We start from the raw sequence: 20,779 nt of genomic DNA, 5'->3' as shown, positions 1-20,779 counted from the left end.
TGATCATTCCTTCCCTTTACCACGACCAATCACCTTCTGGCGCTCGATTTTTTACGGTAATAATTCTTTCGGTTGAGGACATACTCGATGAGTCGGCATACTTCCGGTCCGCAGAAGTGATAAAAGCATCGATGGTTGGTTGACCAAAACCCTCATATGCGGTGTGCCGAATCTCATACCTGCCAACCTCATAAACCGTAAGTGTAAGTCTGTGCTCGTTGTCGTTGCTGAAAATCACCCACGATTCATTATCAAAACTCCCGTTGTTATCCGAATCATAGCGGTACTCCCACGTTCGTTGATCGACAAAATCGTTGTCTGGTGAGAATGACATATCATCGATGGATATCTTCACCTTGTTTCCATCCGTTGGATCACGGTAGACCTGGGTGGGGACGAAAAAATAAATGGTCGGCGGCTCATCGGGAACGATCTCAAAAGTATGTTCACTGGTTGCACTATAACCCAAAGTGTTCTCTACATAGATTGTTGCTTTATAGATCCCTGGCTTTTTAAATAAAACGTCCTTCTGTGTTACTCCGTCCAGCGAACCAGAATATTTTATATCCGCGTTACTTCCTCCAGACACCGCCATAATGGTCATTTTTGTTTTGGAGTGAACCAGAGGATAGTGTGTCGGGCTTTTGCTTGTATTGATAATCGTAACTTTTCGGTTTTGTTTTTTCGTTCCCGAAATTTCAAGGCTGGCTTCAGGAACTGGCCTGATGACTTGTACAAACCCTCCAGCATTGCCGGTCATCATGTCGTTGTCTACGACCGTTAAGCCAACTGTATTATCACCCTGTTTACTTTCCGGATACCAGAACTTCGTCGTGGATTTCGTTGGATCAGAACTGCCAGCTACATTAGCTCCAGGCGCTTCAAAAAAATACCCTGTGATTTCGCCGTCCAGATCATATGAAGCCCCGCCACTGGCTACGAAGTCTTCCCCGGCTTTGACGACCGGAGGAACGATGAGCATAGCTACCGGAGGTATTCCTTTTGGAGTAGGTGGTGGTGTTACAGATGGAAAACTCACAGTTGGAATATTTTTGTAGAGTTCCACTGTCGCAGATAATGGCTGCTCTAATGATTGGATTTGTCCATTTTTCGTTGTTATCGGATTTTTAAATCGAACCAGCACTCTTAAATCATACTTTTGCTGGAAGTTATCCGAAGTTACCGCGGAAGCCGGTATAGTAAAATCGAAGGTCTTGCTAGTGTTCAGCGTTTTGCTAAACTCCTTCTTGATTTGAAGGGTGCTGGCTTTACCCTGTTCTTGTGCGTAAAATACCCATTCCTGAATATTGGCACTGTCCGTATATTTCAAAAGTTCACCGCGAAGGGAAAGCTGGACTTCTACGTTTTTGTCTTCAAACTTGGCCGGGTTCGGGTTGGGTTTGAGAACGGCGACGCTGCCGTTTAGTGTTACGTCGTCAGGAAGGGCTGACTCGAACGATACATTACCGCTATAGCTGTAGGTGGTGACTTTGGCGTCGGCGGTGAAGTGATACTTGAAGGGAAGAACGTATCTTCTTCCTACGACCAAAGGACCTGTAGCAACAGAATCGGGAACATCCTCAGGTTGATAAATATGGCTTCCCGGTGCTGTGTAAGAGATGATGAATTTATTGTTTTTTATATTCACCGTAGCATCTGCCGGAGGGTAGAAGTTGTTTAACCGAATCGTACTTTGGATAATATCACTATTGTCGATTACATCGTATGCACTTCCGTTATACCACTTGATATACTCCATTTGTACATCTGAACGGGTAACTACTCCTGATGTTTGCGGTAAATCATAGGGAATTGAGGTACCAGAACCTCTTACTATAGAGTAGTCATTGACATTTCTATCGATATTAAATTTATTAACTTGCCAACGCACTCCGTCCGAATATCGCCAAATTGAGTTACCAGGCTGTGTCTCGTAATCCCGGCCAAACGAAGCTCGGTATCCTTGTACATCCTGAATGATTTTAAGTTGCTCTACACCCTTAAGCGTAAGTTTTATCTTCCCATTCTCCATCCCCAGGCTAACAACTGAGTTGGAGCCGTTATATTTTAGTGTCCCGCCTTTCACCGAAGCAGCGGACACACCTAAAGGCAAATCCAGTATAAACGTCTTTTGGGCATTTGCCGATCCGGTCAATGATTCGTTCGGCAGGGCGACCGATTTGGAAAGTGTATCTGCTGCAACTGCCGAACCAGGAAAGTTCGGCAGAATGCAGATCAGGCATAGCAGGAAGATCCAGAGTTTGTTTTTCATTTACTGTTTCCTTCTTCTGGGCGGTCTACGATGAATTTCTCTGAAAAGGCTCCATTGAAGAACAGGCTAATTACAAAGTATTCAAATTTGCCTTCGTAAACATATCCTTCATAGGTGGTAAGCTTTTCTCCTGGTTTGAGCTTAAATGACCACAATGCAGATGTGTTATTTTTTTTATCAGCTACAAAATAAGGCATAGCAGGACCCAAATCACCGGAATCCTTCATTCCCAAAAACCATTTGTTCGAAACATCACTAGCATTCCGTTGCAAAATCTTCTTACTATTATTCGCAATCGTAATCTTCGTCCAGACAAAATACTGCGGATTGCGGAAGTAGTCGCTGTACTTCCCATACCCATACTTATTCCGGATCGCTTTTGCTTCCTTAGAATCAATATCATAGATCATAATCTTATGTAAGGTGTAGCTCAGACCCCCGGCTGTCACCGTAACAGGCAGGTTCACGGTCTTTTTCAGCCCATACTTAAACAAGTTATCAGTCATAACCGGAACCGCCGCCTTAGCCGTCGCCGTTGCCGCCACTCGCGGCGCCGCTGTGTCCACCGCTTTAGCCGAAGCTCCCCCCACCGAAAAAATTTGCGTGAGCAGCAGCGCGGCTGTACTTACTTTCAAAATCGTCTTTTTCATCATTGATCGCTCCTTAAAATAATATTTGTGTGATTTATCGGCAAAGACTCTCTGCTCCTAGATATGGGAAAGCTCCTTGCCGATAAACTGAAGGGCAATGAGCGGCGGCCCGAAACGGAAATTCCGGCAGACCCCAACCGCGTCACTGTCCTTCAAAATGGCATCCCCAATTCCAGACTGCTACTTGTTATACTTGTACTCCTGAATCGCCGGCACCTGGATGTCTTCCTGGGTTCTGGCTGTTGCGATCAGCACCGGATGCTTAGTTTTTATAACGGCAATTACAGAAGGTCCTTGTATATACTTCGTAATTCCGTAACGGCTGTCTTCATAGAGGAACGGGAAGGCAACACCCGAGGATTCATCGATCACCTTGAATTCGACGACTTCCACTTTGGAACGCAGGCGGCTGCCGGCCCGGGGAGTAAGGCTGTCATCCAGTCCGAGATTGGCTTTCAGCGTTTCCTCAAAACTTGCTTCCGCCGCGGCCTGATCGATGATCAGCCGTCCTTCCGCGCGTTCCGACTCGTCCATTTCCTGGGCGGCATCATGGACAGCCATATTGTTCGCATGTTTCAGCAGTTCCCGGTCGATGTCCCATTCCTGATTCTGCGCCTGAAAAAACCAGGCATAAATAAAGATCAGCAGTACAAAAGCAAGCTTGATAATGTAATCCATAATGTCACCTTAATCGAGATATTCGCTCATAATGGAACCATGGCTGTAATAATACGAAGGCTGCGTCCCGCCGGAAAAGTTATATGGAAACATGGAAATCCGCGGAGCTTTGACGTACACATCAAGTCTCGTTTCTCTGTCTTGAACCGTATCCGAGCTGCTCGTAATTTCAATGGACGATTCCGAAAATCCCAGAGCCTTCAGATTGTTCACGACTTCGCTTCTCATACCGGCAGTCACCATTCCTTCGGTTGCAGCCTTTTGTGTAATGTAAGAGGTGTTGGCCTTAACCTGCAAATCCAGCAAATAATCGATGTAGGTAAAGATCGGCTGCAAAATAATAAACAAAACCAGCCACATAAACAAAGCCCGAAGGACCGTCGCTTTCATGGTCTATACGCGTGCTCCTTTCCAAAGACTGCCGGTAAGTGGGTACCAAAGTTCACCCGGCAAGAAGATTCCCTGGCAACTAGTACTGCTCCACCTGCTTCGTATGGGCGATAATGTCATCCTGGCTGCTGCCGATCATCCCTGTAGCAGACGTGATGAAGATTCCGGCAATTACAAATCCGATGGCGAGAAACAAGGCAACCGAGATCGAATCTTTTTTCATCGTCCGTTAGGCTCCCAGGCTGAATGGTACGTCATACGTCTGATCGGCAGGATTAAGCGGCTGTGTCATGCTGACCGACGGCACGGTCGGACGGTTATCGTCGGCATCGTCTATCACATCTCTTACGAGCGGAATCAGAACGGCAATCACGATAGCGACGCACAGAAACCCGATTGCGATAAACAGCCCCGCAGAAATAGCATCTTTTTTCATTGTTAATATCTCCCTTTTCATTTTATTTTTTTATTAGCTGATTGAATATGACATATCTTTATTGAAACAGACGAATCTCATTAAAATTCCCTTTGATTAGCATGATGTACTGCATAGCTAAGGTTACGATCATCAAAAAGGTGGCAATCGACGGAATCACGTTAATGATCGAGGAAATGTCGCCAATCAGAGACCACTTGCGCAGGTACTGGTCGCTGGATATTTTGGCAATCATCTTCCCCTGTTCCCGCAAATAGGCGGCGGCTTCCGTATCATCATCCATCCCCTCCGTAGCCAGCAGAATTGACCGGATATCACCGATAAAAGCATGGCCCTCCGGAAACCGGTCGCAGAACCATTCGATAGCCCGCTCCGGTCCCTCATCGACTGCCCGCTCCGACAGTTCGTACAAATCGTGACGGATGTAGACAAAATGTCCGGCAGCCCCGGCGCAGAAAGCGCCAAACTGCACGTACCCCCGCCTGCGGAGCCTGTTGTTCTCATACAGCCGGAGAAACGAGATCAGTTCGCCATCCTTTTGAACGACGGATCTCTGCTGCAGCCAGGAGAGCAGCCAACCGAACGGAAGGTAGCGGGCAGGACTCGTGAAGCCGATAATCAATGCGGCGATTAGCAAATCATATACACCAAACGGCAAGTCACGGATATAGTCGCCGAGCACTTTTATAAGCAGATAGAGAAAAGCCGCCGAATAACGAAACAAAGTGACTTTCCGTGCCGACACATTCAAGCCGCTGGCATAAAGAATCTGCTGAAGCCTGCCATTTTCCAAACGTTCACCGAATCCGTGCCACCTTTGCTGCAGACGCAGCATATACCGCTCCCTTCTTCCCGTACTGCTGACGAACGCAAGTAAAGCGAGATAGGCGATTCCGATTGCGGCGGTTATTACAAATAATCTGTCCATACGTATCTCCTCAGTGGTAATCGAGTTTCGGCTTAGCCAGTACGCTGCTGATCACAAAAGACAGAAACAGGCCTGAGACGATCACCATCAGAAAAGTCAAACCGGCTTTGGTCTGAAACTGCAGACGAAAATAGACACCAGGCTTCAGCATATACATGAAAGTCCCGACGGAAAAGAACAGCACAACCAGATTGCCGTATAGCCCCAGACTGATCGCATCGCGGCTGTTCGCCTTGACGGTCAGAATCGTCTCTCGCTGCTGCTCCATGGAGCGGTTAAGCATCAGCAGCGAGTTTTTCAGATAAAAGCTACCCTCCTTCTCGCAGTACAGCAGATCCGAGACGAATTCGACGGCAAAAGTGGTACCGACCGCTTTGGCAAAACGCTGAGCCTCCTCAAAAAGCTCATGCTCATTGCTGTAATTCGCGAAGGAGGAAGCCAGTATCTTGAGCGGCGTTACAAGTACATTGTCATCGCTCAAAAAATCGGCGGTTTTGCCCAGCAGTGCGTCGACAGGCAGGTGAGTAAACTTCGCGGCGATCTTCACCGCATCGAGCAGATGATAGCTGCCTTTCACCTTGTTATGCGCATAGACATACCGGAGCCGAAGATAGGGCAGCATTCCGGTGAGGACCGCCAGAAACAGAGGCAGCCGCCACCAATCCTGCAAAGGACGGCCGCTGTCAAACGACACCCCCTCCAAAAAAGGATTATGAAAGGCCAAATGTCCAGGAAGCTCGCGAAGCGTCAACAGACCAGACAAGAATACGGCGGCGGCCAAAATACCGGATTGCAGCATGAACCGCAGCACGGTAATTCCCGGCTCATAGTTTCGCTTAGTGAAGTAAAGCAGGTTGTCCAAATGTCCATAAAACGGCAGTTTTTGGGGGAGCCCGCCTGCCTTTAGTCTAAATAGCTTCCTTCTGCGAAGGAGCAGGTGAGTTATCTGGGCCGAAAAATGCCGGATGCCCTGTTCCGTGGGCGGTCTGATGAGCAGCCAAATCCCCCAGACGATCAGCAGATGCAGCGCAAAGCGCAGTAGATAAAATATTCCATTCACTGTCATCACCGCCTTATTCGTTCAGCACGATTCTAGATTTCAGACTTTCCTTGAGCGGTCCGGACATCGGCTTCTCCTCGGCCAATTGCACTAAAATCTCCTGCAGCGCCTGCGCCGCTTCCGCATTTTTCTTCCGCATTTTTAGAGCAAGCCCTTCGGTGATTTCCGCATTATAGGTCCAATCTCGGCTCTCCTCCTCCCAGCGCATCAGATCGTTCGCAAACACCGAGCTATGGGATTCGTCATAGAACACTTCGGATATGCGCGCCAGCCGCTTTTTCCCTTCTCCTATGCTTTCCAGGATGAACACAAGCTCGCATGCCTTCAGCGCGGAAACAAGGTGCCCTTTCATACTTCCGCCAATTCGGGTCGAGACGGCAAAAGCACCCTGATAAGGGACATCCTCCGAATCAACGGTATGAAAGGTTCCCGTTATGCCGTCGTACCCCTTTTCCCCGCTCCACAGGTAAAATTCCCATTCGTTGTACCGCATCTCTGTCATATAGAGCAGGTTGGGATCATGCCGCAGCGACTCTACGCCCACTTCCATCAGCTCTTCATTGGCGGCCTGGATGGGAATAATCCGGTGCCCTTTAATTTGGTAAGGCAGCGTCGATTCCGGATGTTTCTCGATCATGACGACGCCCATGCAGGAGGCGGAACCGAGCAACTGCTCGCCGACAATCGTATTGGCAAAAGTCGTTTTGCCCGAGCCGACCGCGCCGGCGATAATCGTGTTGCGGAAGGTCATTGCCAACGCGCGAATCATCGGTACAGCTTCTGCCGGAATGCACTTCGTACCCGCCTGATCATCCAAATCAAGAAATTCAACCACCTGCCGCCGCATGGAAATCGTTGTAAAGCCCTCCCATACACGCGGTGAAACCCAAATGGCGAGCCGGATAAACCGGCCAGGCCAGAGCGGATCATCCATTTTGAACTCGGCGGACGGATTATCCTTGTTCAGCTTCTTGTTCGGATCACTCTTCAGCAGCGAACGCTTCAACTGCTCGACGCGGTCCAGCGACGGTATCTCATACGGATAAGGAAGAAATTTGCCTTTCACATTGTAAAAAACCTGCCGCCCGATGATCTGCAGCCCCGTCGATTCGCTGTACGCCCGATCCGTGAACCAGCGGTAGGCCGGGCCAAATCCCTTCCATTCATGAAACAGCGCTTCGGCAGCCGTATCGTAAGCTTCGGGAACACTGCTGGTGAATGGCGTCTTGCGCAGGTACTTTTCAATCTCATTCATGAAAAAGCTGACCGCCTGAGGATCGCCTGTCAGCGCCTTGGCGTTAAGCTCGAAATACGCCTCGTCCTCTCGCTCCAGACCTGCCGTCATCTCTCTTTTCATTTTTTGCAGGAAGGAAGGGAAGTCTTCCTTTCCTGGTGTACTGCTGCGGAGCACGCTCTGTTTTAGCGAGAACGGAGCACCTGCTGCCGGATAGACAGTTTCAGCACGTCGTGTAGCCTCCAGACTGCTCATAGGAATATCCCTTTCTTCTTGATCTCGGGCTCAAATCCGAACACGGAGAGCAGCACCCGGACTTTTTCATCTGCCTGTACAAGCTCCTTCTTGCCAAGCGGCAGATTGCCTGAGACTTGCGGATAATAGGGAATATTCAGAAAGATTTCGGTGCCGAATCGGAGCGCCATACTCTTGGGAGAAACGGTCTCCTCCAGGCCGCTGCGGTTCAGAATGAGCTTGAAATCCTGCGGAGTGAGATCCATATGTCCCGCCAAATCCATGAGCGATTCCAGCCTATGTTCATGCTTCGGGTGAGTAACGAGCAGACGCAGCGCGGACTTTCTCATTCCGGTGTACCACGCTGCGCTCTCCGGTACGGAGCCGAGGTCGGCAATGACAATGTCGGCGTTATCCGAGGCGCGGTCAAGCAAATACTCCATCTCGTTCTCCTGATAATCCTGGGCGCTCAAGTAATCGAAATTGCCCGGCAGATAGCGGTATCCATCCTGCACAATCAATTGGTCGAAATCCTCGTCGTGGAGCCTGTTACCCGTCAGCTTCGGGCGGAGCCGGTCCAGACTGATTGCGGTTTTTCGATCATAACCCGGATCATATACATTCATCCCGAGCAAAATAACCCGGCGGCCCGCCGCCGCAATTCTTCCCGCCAGCAGCCCGGCCATGCTAGTACAGCCGATTCCCGGTCCGGAACCGAGTACCCCTACCACATTGCTGCGTTCATCCCCGTCTTCCTTCAGGATCATCCTGATCTTTTCGATAATCGCCGAAGAAGTCGAGCGCGGCGGCAGAAAATGCACACCCAGCTCCTCACAGGTCAGATGGATACCGTGATACCCGCGAACCCCGTGCTCCATATAAAAGAAAAGGATGATCGTATCCGGGTATTTTTCGCGCAGTCCCCGCAGTTCGGAAACTTCGGCCTGTCCGCTTGCCGCTATCAGCATATGACCAGCCGTCTGCTGCGGATCAGGGAGCGCGGTTTGCATAACAACGGTGTAGCCGGCCTGCCGGATATCGTTAATCGTCAGCTGGTCCAAGCCAAGACTGAATATTTTCATTAAGCCTTCCTCCTATTCCACCCGGACGATCCACAGCTTGCAGCCGCGCTCCAGATACTGCTTCAGCAGTTCGCCGTCACTCTTCTTCAGCTTCAGCTCCGGAACGGCTACCTTGCCGGTCGAAGTAACCCGGTTGTTGTCATTGCCAAGCTCCGTGTCGCGCACGTCGTTGTTATCTTCCGTACGGACATAATTCACGGTCACTCCGGTTAAAAAAGCCTTCTTTGGCATAGCCGCCTGCTTACCGCCAGGGCTTCCTTGGACAGATCCTGCCCCAAGGCTGAAGCTGCCCACAGTTTTCGCTTCCTCCTGCACAAGATAAATGTCCACTTTGTCCCTGCTGCGGAGAGAGCCGTTAATAGCGTAGACAGCTTCCTTCGGCACCGGAAAAATCCCCTCGTCCGCCCTAGGCTCCAAATTGTTTAAATCAACAAGCCCTTCCGTCAAAATGCTGCCGTCCGTCAGGCTGACGTTAGTGATTTTACGCTCCGCCAGATCAATTTCCGTTACAGCCCCGGCGGGAACATCCTTCGTCTGTACGGAATCGAGATAAAGCTCACCCGCCTGAAGTTCGTGATTCTTGGGGAGCACACCGCCCCCATCCACCTTAACTTTCACCACGGTCTGGGACAGCACGTAGGGCTTGAAGTAAAGATCATATCCCAATAAACCGCCGAAACCGACAAGCAAAATCAGAACAGCAAAAATATAATTGCGCTTCAATAAATGTCCGCGCTGCGCCGACAAGTGAATTTCCCCCTTTACAGGATTGATTTTTACGCATAAAAAACCCACACTTTGGCATAGAGAACCAACGTGTGGGTAAAATGCTTTTTTACCTAAAAAGTAAGCTCTTATTCGATTAGTTGAACACGACCGTCTTGTTCTGATGAACTAGGATACGGTCCTCGATATGCCATTTGACTGCCCTGGCAAGAACGACGCGCTCGATCGTGCGGCCAATCCGCTTCAGCTCGCCAACGTCTTCTCCGTGGCTGACCCGCTGCACATCCTGCTCGATGATCGGCCCCCCGTCAAGCTCCTCGGTTACATAGTGGGCGGTAGCGCCGATGATTTTCACCCCGCGCCGGTAGGCCTGGGCATAAGGATTGCCGCCGATAAAAGCAGGAAGAAACGAATGGTGGATATTGATAATCCGGTTCCTGTAATGCTCGATAAAGGACGGTGAGATAATCTGCATATACCGCGCCAAAATAATAACGTCGATATCCTCTCCGATTACCTCCAGCTGGCGCTGCTCCGCCTCCGCCTTCGTATCCGCCGTTACCGGAATGTGATGATAAGGGATGCCGAACGACTCAACGTATTCCTTCATATCAGTATGATTGCTCACAACGAGCGCAATGTCAGCGTCCAGATCGCCCGCCTGCCACTGCCAGAGCAGCTCGACGAGGCAATGATCCTCCTTGGATACGAAGATCGCGAGCTTCTTTTTATGACTGACATTGAACATCTGCCAGTTCATTTGAAACTGCTCGGCGATTGCGCCAAACTCTGTCTGAAGCTGTGCCATGCGCTGCTCCAGCTCAGGCAGATCGAACTCGATTCTCATAAAGAACATTCCGCCCGACGGGTCCATCGTATACTGATCCGACTGCACGATATTGGCTCCGTGGTCGAACAGAAAGCGGGATACCGCGGCGACTATTCCCGGACCGTCCGGACAGGAGATGAGCATTCGCGCCCGGTTGGGGTGCTGCTCGTCCGAAGTAGAATGTTCTCTTTTCACATGCAATTCCATTTGGATTCTTTCCATCCTCTCATCATGTACGCATCTCTTGAAGTTTAAGCGTTAACCAGCACCTGCTTGCCCGCCAGCCAAGCGATCAGCCGATGATTTACCGCCTCTTCGCTTAAGTCCGGGAATAGCCCGGCAGCGATTACCTGATCGTATAGGCGCTCCAGCGGCTCGCGCGGATCGGCCTTTTTGGCCTTGGCATCGTTCTTGAGCAAATTCCACACGTCCAGCACATACTTCCTTGGGTCAAGCTCCTGCTTGGCAAAGAAAGAGTGCAATTCCTCGACCTGCGCCAAAAACTCTCCGCCGAACCGTTCCTGCACGTTGCCGCGAAGCAGCGCAATTTCCGCTTCGTACATCGGCCGCTGGGTCTTGGCGTCTTTGCCGATCCACGGCGTTTCAAGAATGAACGGGCGTCCGGCAAGCAGCTCATGATGAACGACCCGGTTAATCGTGTCAAAACCGATCCAGCCCGAACCGATCGGCGCATGGCGGTCTTTACGCGAGCCGCTCGGATTTTTGCTGTCGTTGATATGCACGACCCCGATACGGTCCAGCCCGATTGTCTTATCGAATTGTTCAAGAACGCCGTCCAGGTCGCCTACGATATCGTAACCGGAATCGTGAATATGGCAGGTATCCAGACAAATCGACAAACGTTCGTTATGGATGACTTTATCGATCATGGACGCGATTTCCTCGAAGCTCCGCCCCATTTCCGTTCCTTTGCCAGCCATTGTTTCCAGTGCAATATGAACTTCTGTCTCATGCGTGCCGCCCAGCACCTCGTTCAGACCGTCGGCGATTCGCTGGATGCCGTATTCCGGGTCTTTGTCGGTATAAGCGCCCGGATGAAGCACGATATGCTTCACGCCCAGTGCATGGGTCCGATGGATCTCCTGCTGGAGAAAATCGACGGCAAGCTCATAGGTATGATTTTTGTAAGAAGCCAGGTTAATAATGTATGGAGCGTGAACGACAATCTCTTCAACGCCTTTTTCCCGCATCGCCGCTTTGCCTTCTTCGGGATACATGTCTTCGATCGGTTTGCGGCGGGTATTTTGCGGTGCGCCTGTATATATCATAAAAGAGCTTGAACCGTATTCATTCGCTTCATTTGCCGCGCTGAGCAGTCCTTTGTCCGCGCACGACACATGGGAACCAATTTTTAGCATGCCGTTTTTCCCTCTTTCTTTCACGAATTATGACTTATTTTATCGTGATTGGGACAATAAATCTAGGCATTGCCGATATCTGGCTTGCGCCTTCGCAAAACGCTGGCTATACGCTATAATTTAAGTTGGATAGAAGTCAGTGATTATAATCATTGATAAGGTGGTGCAGTTATGATTATTAAATCAGGGCTTGGCTGGTTGTCCGCGTCACCGAGCAGCTTATTTATGAACACGATCGCTTTCTGGACATTTATGCTGCTCGGCTGCATGTGCATCGGCGGCTATTTCATGTTCCGCAAATTTCTCAAGGTGCTGCCCAAGGCGGACGGCAAATCCAAGCTGGACTGGCAGAACTACTGGGTGGAGCGCAGCCGTCCGCTGTGGAGCGACGAATCCAAAGCCTTTCTCGATCAGTTAGTTCAGCCCGTCCCCGGACCGTTCCGTGATATCGCCAAACACTCCATCGCTGCTGAAATCGGCAGGATCGCCATTGAAAGCAATGCAAGCGAGGTTACACGCGATCACTGCATCAAAGGCTACATCTCCGCTACCCCAAGGCGCGACAGCCGGTTCCTGATTCAATTTCTGGAAAAAAATCATATTGACTATTCCCCTTACCGCCATTTAATGAAGTAAATTTCAATAAGTGCTGCGGCAGCTCTGGACATGAGTCCGATTCAAAAAGAGTTAACGCTGATGAAAGGTATAGTTCCCTTTCACAATAGTGAAGGCATCTCCGTCATCCAAGGGATATTCCTTGTAAGGAATCATTGCCTCTCCCTGAAACCGGGTGCCGTTGCGCGAATCGAGATCTTTCAGCACATAGCCACCGCCGCTGCGGAATACCTCGACATGCACTCTGGAGGCTCCTTCCGACGGCTCTACAAACTGCGCCACCTCTGGCGAGCGGCCGATAATAAAGCTTGTCCGGTTCAGCTCGATTTTTTCCCGCCGATCGCTCCCTTCCTCCGCTCTTTCGAGATAGGGCAGCCCTCCCTCGCGCAGCTTCGCTTCCACGGAAGCAGGGGCTTTCTCTCTGGACAGCAGTACGGTAGCCGATCCGGAGTCCGAGGTCTTCGGGTACTCCTCCGCCCATTCGGTCCCTTTTTCACCGGGTCCAAATTCAAGAATTCCTGCGGAAACCCGCTTACTCCGTTCAACAGGCGGGGGTTGGAACTTCTGGGATTCATCGAACTTGTCCTGTCTGCCAAACGGCGAGGCCGATCCGAATCCAAACGAGAATCTATTTCCCGGATCTTCCGCGCCCTCCTCCAAGAACTCCTCCTCTTCCGATTTGCCGCCTCCTATTTTCCCAATCCATGCCAAGCCGCTTATTGCAATTAGCACAACCGTGGCTAATCCGCAGAGCATCAGGGGCAGCTTTCCAGAATGGTCGAGGTACACGTATTTCCACAGCAGGGCGTCCAGCAGAATGCATCCGAGCAAAATATACGTTTTCTTTGAGGAATTTCGGCCGTTAGGCGGGCTGGCTGTATTAAGGGCCAAATCAGGTTCAGCGTCGTATTCGTCCTTCCATCGTCTCGTCTTTTCTCCGCCCCTCCATTCGGCAACAGGCAAGTTGACAGCTTCCGTTGAAGTGGAAGCCGCTGCCTCCGCGTTCACTATGGAATTCCGCTCCCCGTCATCCTCCGTCAGCAGCGCCGAAAGAAGCTCCTTCCATCCCAAGGCGGTACATTCATCCTCCCCGCAGTAGTGCAGCAGCCGCTGGACGCCATCACCATTCAGCTCTGTCACGCTCGGCATCAGCGCCATGATTAGTCCCTTAAGACTCTCCCCCAACGACTGCGCCGGTTCGATCGTCTCCAGAGGAATGTACGTTAGGTACACCTTTCCCGATTGCAGCGATCCTTCGATAAAAATGTAATCCTCGTGCAAAGCATACTGCTCGGGACGCAGCATATGCAGTCTGCCGTCCTCCATACCTTGAGCGATCTGCAGCAGCAGCCCGTAGAGTTCGGCGAGGCTCAGTCTTGCTCCCTTGAGAAGATGCGAGAGCAGTTTTTTGCCGGATACCGAATATTCCAGTGTTACACTCAGATCCACCTCTTTGAGAAACAGCCGCAGATGATGCGGAATGCTTAAGGAGGACAGCATGCGGCTCTGGACCGTATTCAGCCTCGATATCGGCATTCCTTCCCGTCCTCCCAGCACCATCCGGATGCCGTCCTGCTGCACAAAATCCCGGGTTAATCCAAACAACGGCGCTCACCCCCAATTCCAAATAAACAGATCCTAATTATGTCCAGCCTCCCAGAAAAGCCGCTACCGCTCCGGGAAACACCGCCAGCATGAAGGGAAACCGCAGCATTTCTCTGTCACGGCCCTTAAACAAAGTCCATCTTGGTAAATAAAAGATTCCCGTAAGCAGTCTTGCGACACTTCGCAGCCGGCGGAAGGTTTCCCGCCTCTTGAGCATAATTATCCAGCCTATCACCGCCGCGAACAGCAGCGAGTAAATGATAACCTGAGCAGTAAACGAAAACCCGGTCCAAGCGCCGATTCCGGCAAAAAGCTTAACATCGCCCGCCCCGACAGCTCCGATAATATGCATGAGCAACAGGAGCATGAATCCTGCAGCTGCTCCGGCTCCAGCGAACAGCAATCCTTTCCAGCCTCCGGTTAGCCCTTGAACCAGAAAGCCCGCAAGCACGGCTGGCGCTGTAATCCAGTTCGGTATTTTCATCGTCAGCGTATCCGTCAGGAACGCCGCCGCCAAAAAGGGCAGACAACCCCAAAACGCCCATTCACCCATTTCCCAAGCTCCTCTTTTTGTAAGTCAGTCCGGCTTATCCGCTACGTAAAATTGGCCTTCTGCCGATTGGCCATCCTCTGTCTCAATGACGAATGTCGGCCATGAGCCCGGCGTCGTTTTGCCGCCGATCCTCCACTCCCACTCGATATAGCCATTCTCGTCCGCTGTCTTCCACCCTAAATACTTGGCGGTGCTTTTTCCGCTTTTATAGAACACCGTAAGATTTGCCGAAGCATTCGGCGCAATTTTAATCCGGATGGCTCCTTGTTTGTTCGGCCTTGCAGGATTCGGCTTCTCCAGAATGGCAATGGAGCTGTTATTCTCCCCTCCGCCTTCCTGACCGCCGCTTCCGCCTTCACCCGTATCCCCTATCCACAACCGCTCAACGGAGGAGGCTTCCAGCACAATGCTGCGATTCAAGAACGGCACCTTCATAGGCAGCTCGTAGCTGACCCGAAGGCCGAAGTAAGGCTTCTCACCGTCTTTCAATTTCGGAACAATTACATTCGAGACATGAATACGCCTGTAATCAAGCATATCCGAAGCGATATAGGGCCTCAGCAGCGGCTTAACGGCTGCGTCCAAAACCGCCTCCGAGCCTTCGGCCTGAAGCTCCTGGAGAGGACCTTCCCCTTTTTCCGCAGCGCTTCTGATCCACTCATCAAGCGGCGGAGGCAGCTCGGCAGCGTATTGTTCGGCCCAATCAGCAACCGACAACCGAGGGATGGTCCACACCGGCGTCTTATCCGCGCCAGCGGCTTCGCTGCCAGATTTGTCAACCGCTGACTGATTCTCGGCCCCGTTCTCGGCTTCGCTGGAGGTTATTCCGGACTGTTCCGCCTTCTTCGCCGCCAAAGCGGCAGGGTACATATGAGTAGCCACCTCTTTGACGGTATCGGATACTGTACTTTGCAGAGCGGTTGAATACAGCGTCATTTGTACGATAAAGATTAGGAACAGCACGAACAGCAAAAATACGGGCAGCACCATTGCCGCTTCAACGACCATGCTGCCTTCATTTTTAGACCTCCATCTCCTCTTGCGCCGATCCTCCATCTCCCTCTTGTTCCTCCCGTCAATACGCAAAGTCCGCTTTAACCGCCTTGAAATAAGTTTGGCCGTCAATTTCCCCCGGAACCGCGCCGGTATGTTGAAGCAGCTTCATAATTCCAGGTAGGAACCACAGCCGCATTCCCAACCTTATCTCAGCGGAGGCATAGGTGCTCCTGTCATCCGGATTAATGCCCGTATTCAGCCGGATCAGGGCCAGCATCCGCGAGAGCTCGGCTTCTCCCGAGCCATGCAGCACCATGAACAGGCGCAAATAATCACGGTAGGTCAGATTAACGGGCACAAATTCGGACAAAGGGACAGCTCCCTCCCGGCAAAGCATAATCATATCCTTTACCGCTTCCGTCACCCCGTACAGTATTGCGGCGGCCACGACGAGCAGCGGATTGCCCAGCCCCGCCTTTTTCACAAATCCTTCCATTGTACGTATAGCCAGCCGCGCCGCGAAGATCTCGCTGTATGCCGCCCCTACATTCAATCCCGGCTGATTGAAGCCGTACAGAATGTACTCCAGTTCCTGGCTGTGCGGATCGAGCTGCTCTTTGAGTTTCTCCCCGATCTCTTCAGTGGAGCCTTCGGCAATGCCCGTAAGCTGGGAAATATCAAAGTGCGGAAAATACTGCGCCGCATATTCGCTTTGGAACAGTCTGTCCCTTGAGGCAAGCATAACGCCGCTTAGCGCTTCGTAAAGATTGTCCATTTGATCCATGGCTGCGCTTTCGGCAGCGTATGGATTGTTCTCTCCAGGATTATCCAGCAATTGTTCACGCAGGCCTCGGTTATACTCGAGATTTTCTTCGTAATATTGGTTCAGCATTTCGTAACGCTCCAGCGCTTCTTCAACACCGCCGCTCAGATTGCGAAGAGCTTCGGCAACTTTAAGCGCCTCCCCAAGCTTCGTTTTCGCTTCTCTTTCCAGTTCCTTACGCTGGTTATCCGAGCCTCTGTGCTCCTCGATTCCAGACGCTTCCCGGCCGATAACGGCCCCTCCGTTTCCGTAATCATGCAAATAGGCATCTAAGGCTTCCGCCGCGCCGATCACCGCCGCTTTCATTGCGCCACTATTGCCGTTAAGCCCCACCGATAAAGGGTTAATCCCCCCAGAAAGAGAGGAAGCTCTTGATTCCGCATTCCGATAAGCCGCTTCCTGCATTGCCAGATTATTCTCCATACCTCGGAAATCCGCGGTATCCAGCGGCAGCTGTTCCGCTTGCTCCATCAGGTTAGGACGGGCTGCAACATTCGTATCTGAGTCAGGGATATCCCAGGAGGCGGAAGAATCATAGCCGCTTCCTGCACTTGCGCTCTTGGCCTGCCGTATGGCTCCTCTCATTTCTTCGTTGATTGCCTCGGCTTCCTTAAGTGCATCGCCTGCCTTGCGCATCAATGGGGCATGGTCATTCTGCCAATCAGCAAGCAGACTGCTCAGCCTGGAAATAACCGCCGAGGATTGCGCTAAATAGGAATGGATAGCCCAGGTATATTGCGGCGATTCTTTCGGGTCCCTGTTTAAATCCGCATGGGACTTATTCACATAATCGTTATACTGGGCAGCGATATCCGCAGCGCTGGATATAGTTCCTATGGAACTATCAGCTATGCCTCCGCCAGCCGGATTCTTAATAAGCGTGAGCGGCTTCCGCGCATTTTCCGCAGCTTGCCGCCTATGTTCCAGCATCCGGTCGAGAGCCGCCTCCCGCTTGTCATAAAGCGGCTGCAGCTTGGCGAACAGGTCTGTCGTACGCGAAGCCTCCTCCATGGCTCCAGACAGCGGCTTGAACTTTCCTGCGATTTCGAGAGCGAAATCAACGGGCGCCTTGTATTTCATTTCCTCGTTGATCTGACGGCGGAATACATCATAGCTGCCCAGCGAACGGCTCCATTCCAGCGTAGAGGTGTCAAGACCGAGGTTCACCAGATTGAAGCCGTCCCCTCGTCCGCTTTTACGAAGAGAATCATCAAGAACCCGGGCCATCAGCTCATCTCCATCGCTCCCGCCGAAGGCAAAGAGCCCGTATTGTTCCCGCAGCTCTACATCGTACGCGGACATCACCGACCGAACTGCTGCACGCGCCAGACGTTCACCCTGCACACTAGCAGCGGCCATTCGCGCATAATCAATGAGTACTGCGGAGAACAGAAACACAAAGGCCAGCACCATGATCAGGAACACCGATACCGATCCTTCCGTTTGTCTTCTCCAGCATTTAAACCGCATGGCGCAGCGGCTTAGGACCGCAATTCGTCTTTTCATCCTCTTTTCCTCTCATTTATACATGTGCAGCAGATGAGTCAGCCGCAAACCTTTTGGGTATCATTACATCGGATAGTTTGCCTGCCCTTAGCGGTTTCCAAGTTTAGTCATCATGGCGGAAGCATCCTGCTGCTTCATGGCCTGCTTCGGTTCATTATTCGCAGACTTTCCGCGAAATTTGGCTCCATAGTAACGCATCAAATCCACGGTGCGGATAAACTCCACCGGCTCAGCCACAAGAGACTGTGCGGTAACCTCGGGCTGCGCTCCGTCCGAAAGAATATCGTCCAGAACGGGCAAATGCAGCATCCTCCGAAGTTTGGCATTTACTTTTCTTCCCGTGAAAGTGTAGTTGTAGCTCATTTCTCCCGGCATATTGTCCGGAACTCTTACAGCGGATTTCCCCAATTTGGCGGAAGGCAGATTATCTTCTTGCATGCCGCCGTTTGGAAGCTGCATTACAGCGGCACCGCTATTCTCTCCGATCCCAAACAAGCTGCCCAGCAGATGATCGTCCCCGATTCGCCAATAGAGGGAATCATATTCCCCTTGCGGGAACGATCCGTCCCTGGCTTTATGGCTGTTGCCCCAGTTATACGCTGCCTGCTCAGTCGCTGAAGACGCAACTTGAAGCAGCATTGATTTCTGGTAGCTGTACAAGCAGAAGAACACGAGCAGCATTGTGACGCACATAATAATCGGCAGCACCATTGCCGCCTCCACGGTGAAGCTTCCTTCCTCGCCTCGCAGTTTTGTTCTCATCCTGAACTCTGCTTACTCTTCAAATACTTCCTGGCTTTTTTCACCAGCGGTATCGATCAGATTCGAAATCACCTCTTTGATCTTCTGGCGGAACAATACAACCACAGCGACCAGTACAGCAATAATCAGAATCATTTCGAGCGTGCCCAAGCCTTCCTCATCCAGCCAAAAATCTTTGCCTTTCTCCACAATAGTCAACATGTTTCTCATCCTCCTACATATTCATCATCATAAAAGCCGGAGTACCCACCAATACAATTACAATTACAAAAATAACGACCATCGGAAATACCAGTTTCGAGGATGCCTGTTCCCCCCGCGTCCGGCTGACCGCCTTGCGCTTCTCCCACAGCTGCCGGGATAAATCGCGAAGCGCGAGCGCGAAATCTCCTCCCCCTCTGCGTACATTCAACAGCACCGTCGTCGTAAAGAGCGAGACCTCCTGCACTGCGCAGCGCTTGCTGAAATTCTCGAATGCCTGCTGAAGCGAATAGCCGCTCTCCCACTCGCCGGTCATTGTTAGCAGTTCCCGGTAGAGCGGATGGCTGTCATTCTTTCTGCTTTCCAGGCAGCGCGTAATCGCCCGCTGCACCGTCTCACCCGCACTGACCAGCAGCACAATCCCGCTCAGCAGATCCGGCAATTCCATCATGATGAGCTGTTCACGCACCTTGACCTTTTTGTGCAGATCGGCTGCAAGCGCGGCGGGAAGCAGTATGGCCAGCATAATTCCCAGAATGAGCGCAGACGGCTCTCCGCTGAGCGCTGCCAAGCCGCAGCCTCCCAAGAGGAGCAGCCAACTGTAGGCCAGCATCTCTCCCATATACAGCAGTGTTATTTCCGCACTGTGGCGCTGTCCGTATATTCGCTGAACCGACCGCTGCAGCCGGAATGCGAATACCGGAAACTTCCGGGTAGCTCCACCCTTCTCCAGAAGCATAAGCAGCGGTTCCGAAAGACTGCGCAACCGCAAGCCGTCCACTGGCATGCTCCGCAGGGCAGCGTACCTCTTCCCGCTTCTGGCGCGCAGCGCTACCCAGCCCATGATCAGCGCAATGGCCGCCAATCCGCAAATCCATCTCAGATTCCCCACTCTCCTTACAGTGGAATGTCCATAATTTTGCTGATCCAGAAATAACACAGAATCAGCCCAGCCAGCGCAAACGTAGAGATCAGCATGCCGAACCCGGTATACATAGGCTGCATATAGTCCCCGGCGCTAAAACTCATAAACAACAGCATAATGAGCGGGGAAACAAGCAGTGCTTTGGATTCGAACCGTTTTTGGGAAATGCTGACCGCGATCTCCTGTTGGACATCCAGCTTCTCGCCGATGATGCTTGAGGTGCGGCGGACTACCTCTACCAGGTCGCCGCCCGTCCGTTTGCAGACGGAGAAGACATCGGCGAACCGCCGGATATCCTCCATATCTGCCCTCTTGCTGAAATCAAGCAGCGCTTCTTCAATCGGCTGTCCATATTCAAGCCGCGCGCAGATAATATTCAGCTCGGCAATCATATCGCTGCCGCCCTCCGGATCGAGCATTTTCAAATCCTGCACCGCTTCACGAAATGCATTCTCCACCGACCTGCCCGCAGACAGCGAGGAAGAGAGCGAGAATAGCATTTGCTTGAACTGGAGGTTAAGCATAGCTCGGCGGCGCTTCTTCAGATAATCCCTCCAAATGCGCGGGGCGAAGTATCCTCCGGCCGACAATAACAAGGCGATAACCAGGTTGTGATAGAACAGATAGCCGACCCCAAATAGAATGAAGCCACCTGCCGCTACCGAAATGATTCTCTGCCGCGAATTCAGCGTGTATACGGTGTAATCCGGCAAGCGCGGTACAGCGACATCGCCGCTCCCCGCCTGTTCTCGGCTGGCATGACTCCGCTTAACCGCCTCAGTCCGGGACGGCCTCCGGATAGCCGGTTCACGGATGACCGGATGACGATCGGATGCTGCACGATCCGCCGTCCCCCGGTTCCTTCTCCATATTTCGGGCATTAGCCCCGCCTCCC

Annotated in this window: 22 protein-coding genes; 1 reads left to right on the top strand and 21 read right to left on the bottom strand. The window is 51.7% G+C overall.

Annotation, left to right across the window (positions count from 1 at the left end; translation table 11 throughout):
* Positions 1 to 16: 16 nt before the first annotated feature.
* The 13 genes from PDUR_RS07010 to PDUR_RS06955 form a co-directional block, all read right to left on the bottom strand.
* Positions 17 to 2,272: a hypothetical protein gene (locus PDUR_RS07010; RefSeq protein ID WP_042205643.1), complete on the bottom strand. Its 2,256-nt coding sequence runs from the start codon at positions 2,270 to 2,272 to the stop codon at positions 17 to 19.
* Positions 2,269 to 2,925, bottom strand: coding sequence for a hypothetical protein (locus PDUR_RS07005; RefSeq protein WP_156130351.1), 657 nt, complete (start codon positions 2,923 to 2,925; stop codon positions 2,269 to 2,271). The genes PDUR_RS07010 and PDUR_RS07005 overlap by 4 nt, the downstream gene beginning before the upstream one ends.
* 177 nt (positions 2,926 to 3,102) lie before the next feature.
* Positions 3,103 to 3,600, bottom strand: a complete 498-nt coding sequence (locus tag PDUR_RS07000) for a hypothetical protein (RefSeq protein ID WP_042205641.1) — start codon at positions 3,598 to 3,600, stop codon at positions 3,103 to 3,105.
* Positions 3,601 to 3,609: 9 nt separating this feature from the next.
* On the bottom strand, positions 3,610 to 3,990 hold the full coding sequence (locus PDUR_RS06995; RefSeq protein WP_042205640.1) for a hypothetical protein: 381 nt from the start codon (positions 3,988 to 3,990) through the stop codon (positions 3,610 to 3,612).
* Positions 3,991 to 4,069: 79 nt separating this feature from the next.
* The gene (locus PDUR_RS28630; protein WP_156130349.1) at positions 4,070 to 4,213 is read right to left on the bottom strand and encodes a hypothetical protein; all 144 of its coding nucleotides are present in this window, start codon (positions 4,211 to 4,213) and stop codon (positions 4,070 to 4,072) included.
* Between the two features lie 6 nt (positions 4,214 to 4,219).
* Positions 4,220 to 4,426, bottom strand: coding sequence for a hypothetical protein (locus PDUR_RS06990; RefSeq protein ID WP_042205639.1), 207 nt, complete (start codon positions 4,424 to 4,426; stop codon positions 4,220 to 4,222).
* 58 nt (positions 4,427 to 4,484) lie between these two features.
* A complete protein-coding gene (locus tag PDUR_RS06985; protein WP_042205638.1) occupies positions 4,485 to 5,354 on the bottom strand; it encodes a hypothetical protein in 870 nt (289 codons plus the stop codon).
* A gap of 10 nt (positions 5,355 to 5,364) precedes the next feature.
* A complete protein-coding gene (locus PDUR_RS06980; RefSeq protein ID WP_042205637.1) occupies positions 5,365 to 6,414 on the bottom strand; it encodes a hypothetical protein in 1,050 nt (349 codons plus the stop codon).
* Positions 6,415 to 6,427: 13 nt separating this feature from the next.
* On the bottom strand, positions 6,428 to 7,903 hold the full coding sequence (locus PDUR_RS06975) for a P-loop NTPase family protein (RefSeq protein WP_042205636.1): 1,476 nt from the start codon (positions 7,901 to 7,903) through the stop codon (positions 6,428 to 6,430).
* A complete protein-coding gene (locus tag PDUR_RS06970; protein ID WP_042205635.1) occupies positions 7,900 to 8,964 on the bottom strand; it encodes a CpaE/TadZ family protein in 1,065 nt (354 codons plus the stop codon). Before PDUR_RS06970 ends, PDUR_RS06975 begins: the two co-directional genes overlap by 4 nt.
* Positions 8,965 to 8,976: 12 nt before the next feature.
* Positions 8,977 to 9,711 carry a hypothetical protein gene (locus PDUR_RS06965; protein WP_042205634.1) on the bottom strand — a complete coding sequence of 245 codons (735 nt, stop codon included), beginning with the start codon at positions 9,709 to 9,711 and terminating at the stop codon, positions 8,977 to 8,979.
* 115 nt (positions 9,712 to 9,826) lie between these two features.
* Positions 9,827 to 10,726, bottom strand: a complete 900-nt coding sequence (gene purU / locus PDUR_RS06960; protein ID WP_042205633.1) for a formyltetrahydrofolate deformylase — start codon at positions 10,724 to 10,726, stop codon at positions 9,827 to 9,829.
* Positions 10,727 to 10,770: 44 nt separating this feature from the next.
* On the bottom strand, positions 10,771 to 11,898 hold the full coding sequence (locus PDUR_RS06955; protein WP_042205632.1) for a deoxyribonuclease IV: 1,128 nt from the start codon (positions 11,896 to 11,898) through the stop codon (positions 10,771 to 10,773).
* Positions 11,899 to 12,069: 171 nt separating this feature from the next.
* On the opposite strand from PDUR_RS06955, the gene PDUR_RS06950 reads away from it, so the two are divergent.
* A complete protein-coding gene (locus PDUR_RS06950) occupies positions 12,070 to 12,534 on the top strand; it encodes a DUF2621 family protein (protein WP_156130347.1) in 465 nt (154 codons plus the stop codon).
* Between the two features lie 51 nt (positions 12,535 to 12,585).
* Here PDUR_RS06950 and PDUR_RS06945 read toward each other — a convergent pair whose 3' ends face one another.
* The 8 genes from PDUR_RS06945 to PDUR_RS06910 all read right to left on the bottom strand — a co-directional run bounded on the left by PDUR_RS06945 (position 12,586) and on the right by PDUR_RS06910 (position 20,765).
* On the bottom strand, positions 12,586 to 14,118 hold the full coding sequence (locus PDUR_RS06945; protein WP_042205631.1) for a DUF6382 domain-containing protein: 1,533 nt from the start codon (positions 14,116 to 14,118) through the stop codon (positions 12,586 to 12,588).
* 37 nt (positions 14,119 to 14,155) lie between these two features.
* Entirely contained in the window at positions 14,156 to 14,671 is a 516-nt protein-coding gene (locus PDUR_RS06940; RefSeq protein WP_042205630.1) for an A24 family peptidase, read from the bottom strand.
* A 24-nt stretch (positions 14,672 to 14,695) separates the two neighbouring features.
* A complete protein-coding gene (locus tag PDUR_RS06935) occupies positions 14,696 to 15,727 on the bottom strand; it encodes a TadE/TadG family type IV pilus assembly protein (RefSeq protein ID WP_042205629.1) in 1,032 nt (343 codons plus the stop codon).
* A gap of 19 nt (positions 15,728 to 15,746) precedes the next feature.
* Positions 15,747 to 17,996 (bottom strand): TadE/TadG family type IV pilus assembly protein, encoded by a 2,250-nt coding sequence (locus PDUR_RS06930; protein ID WP_052410101.1) that lies wholly within the window; start codon positions 17,994 to 17,996, stop codon positions 15,747 to 15,749.
* Between the two features lie 87 nt (positions 17,997 to 18,083).
* Positions 18,084 to 18,758, bottom strand: coding sequence for a TadE family protein (locus PDUR_RS06925; RefSeq protein ID WP_042205628.1), 675 nt, complete (start codon positions 18,756 to 18,758; stop codon positions 18,084 to 18,086).
* A gap of 12 nt (positions 18,759 to 18,770) precedes the next feature.
* The gene (locus PDUR_RS06920; protein ID WP_042205627.1) at positions 18,771 to 18,959 is read right to left on the bottom strand and encodes a Flp1 family type IVb pilin; all 189 of its coding nucleotides are present in this window, start codon (positions 18,957 to 18,959) and stop codon (positions 18,771 to 18,773) included.
* A gap of 13 nt (positions 18,960 to 18,972) precedes the next feature.
* Positions 18,973 to 19,803 (bottom strand): type II secretion system F family protein, encoded by an 831-nt coding sequence (locus PDUR_RS06915; RefSeq protein ID WP_042209151.1) that lies wholly within the window; start codon positions 19,801 to 19,803, stop codon positions 18,973 to 18,975.
* A gap of 53 nt (positions 19,804 to 19,856) precedes the next feature.
* Positions 19,857 to 20,765, bottom strand: coding sequence for a type II secretion system F family protein (locus PDUR_RS06910; RefSeq protein ID WP_081949424.1), 909 nt, complete (start codon positions 20,763 to 20,765; stop codon positions 19,857 to 19,859).
* Between the last annotated feature and the right edge of the window lie 14 nt (positions 20,766 to 20,779).

This window comes from Paenibacillus durus (assembly GCF_000756615.1).
GTDB classification, from domain to species: Bacteria; Bacillota; Bacilli; order Paenibacillales; family Paenibacillaceae; genus Paenibacillus_AQ; species Paenibacillus_AQ durus.
Note: the sequence above shows the minus strand (reverse complement) of the source record. Positions and strands in the feature narration are given on the sequence as shown.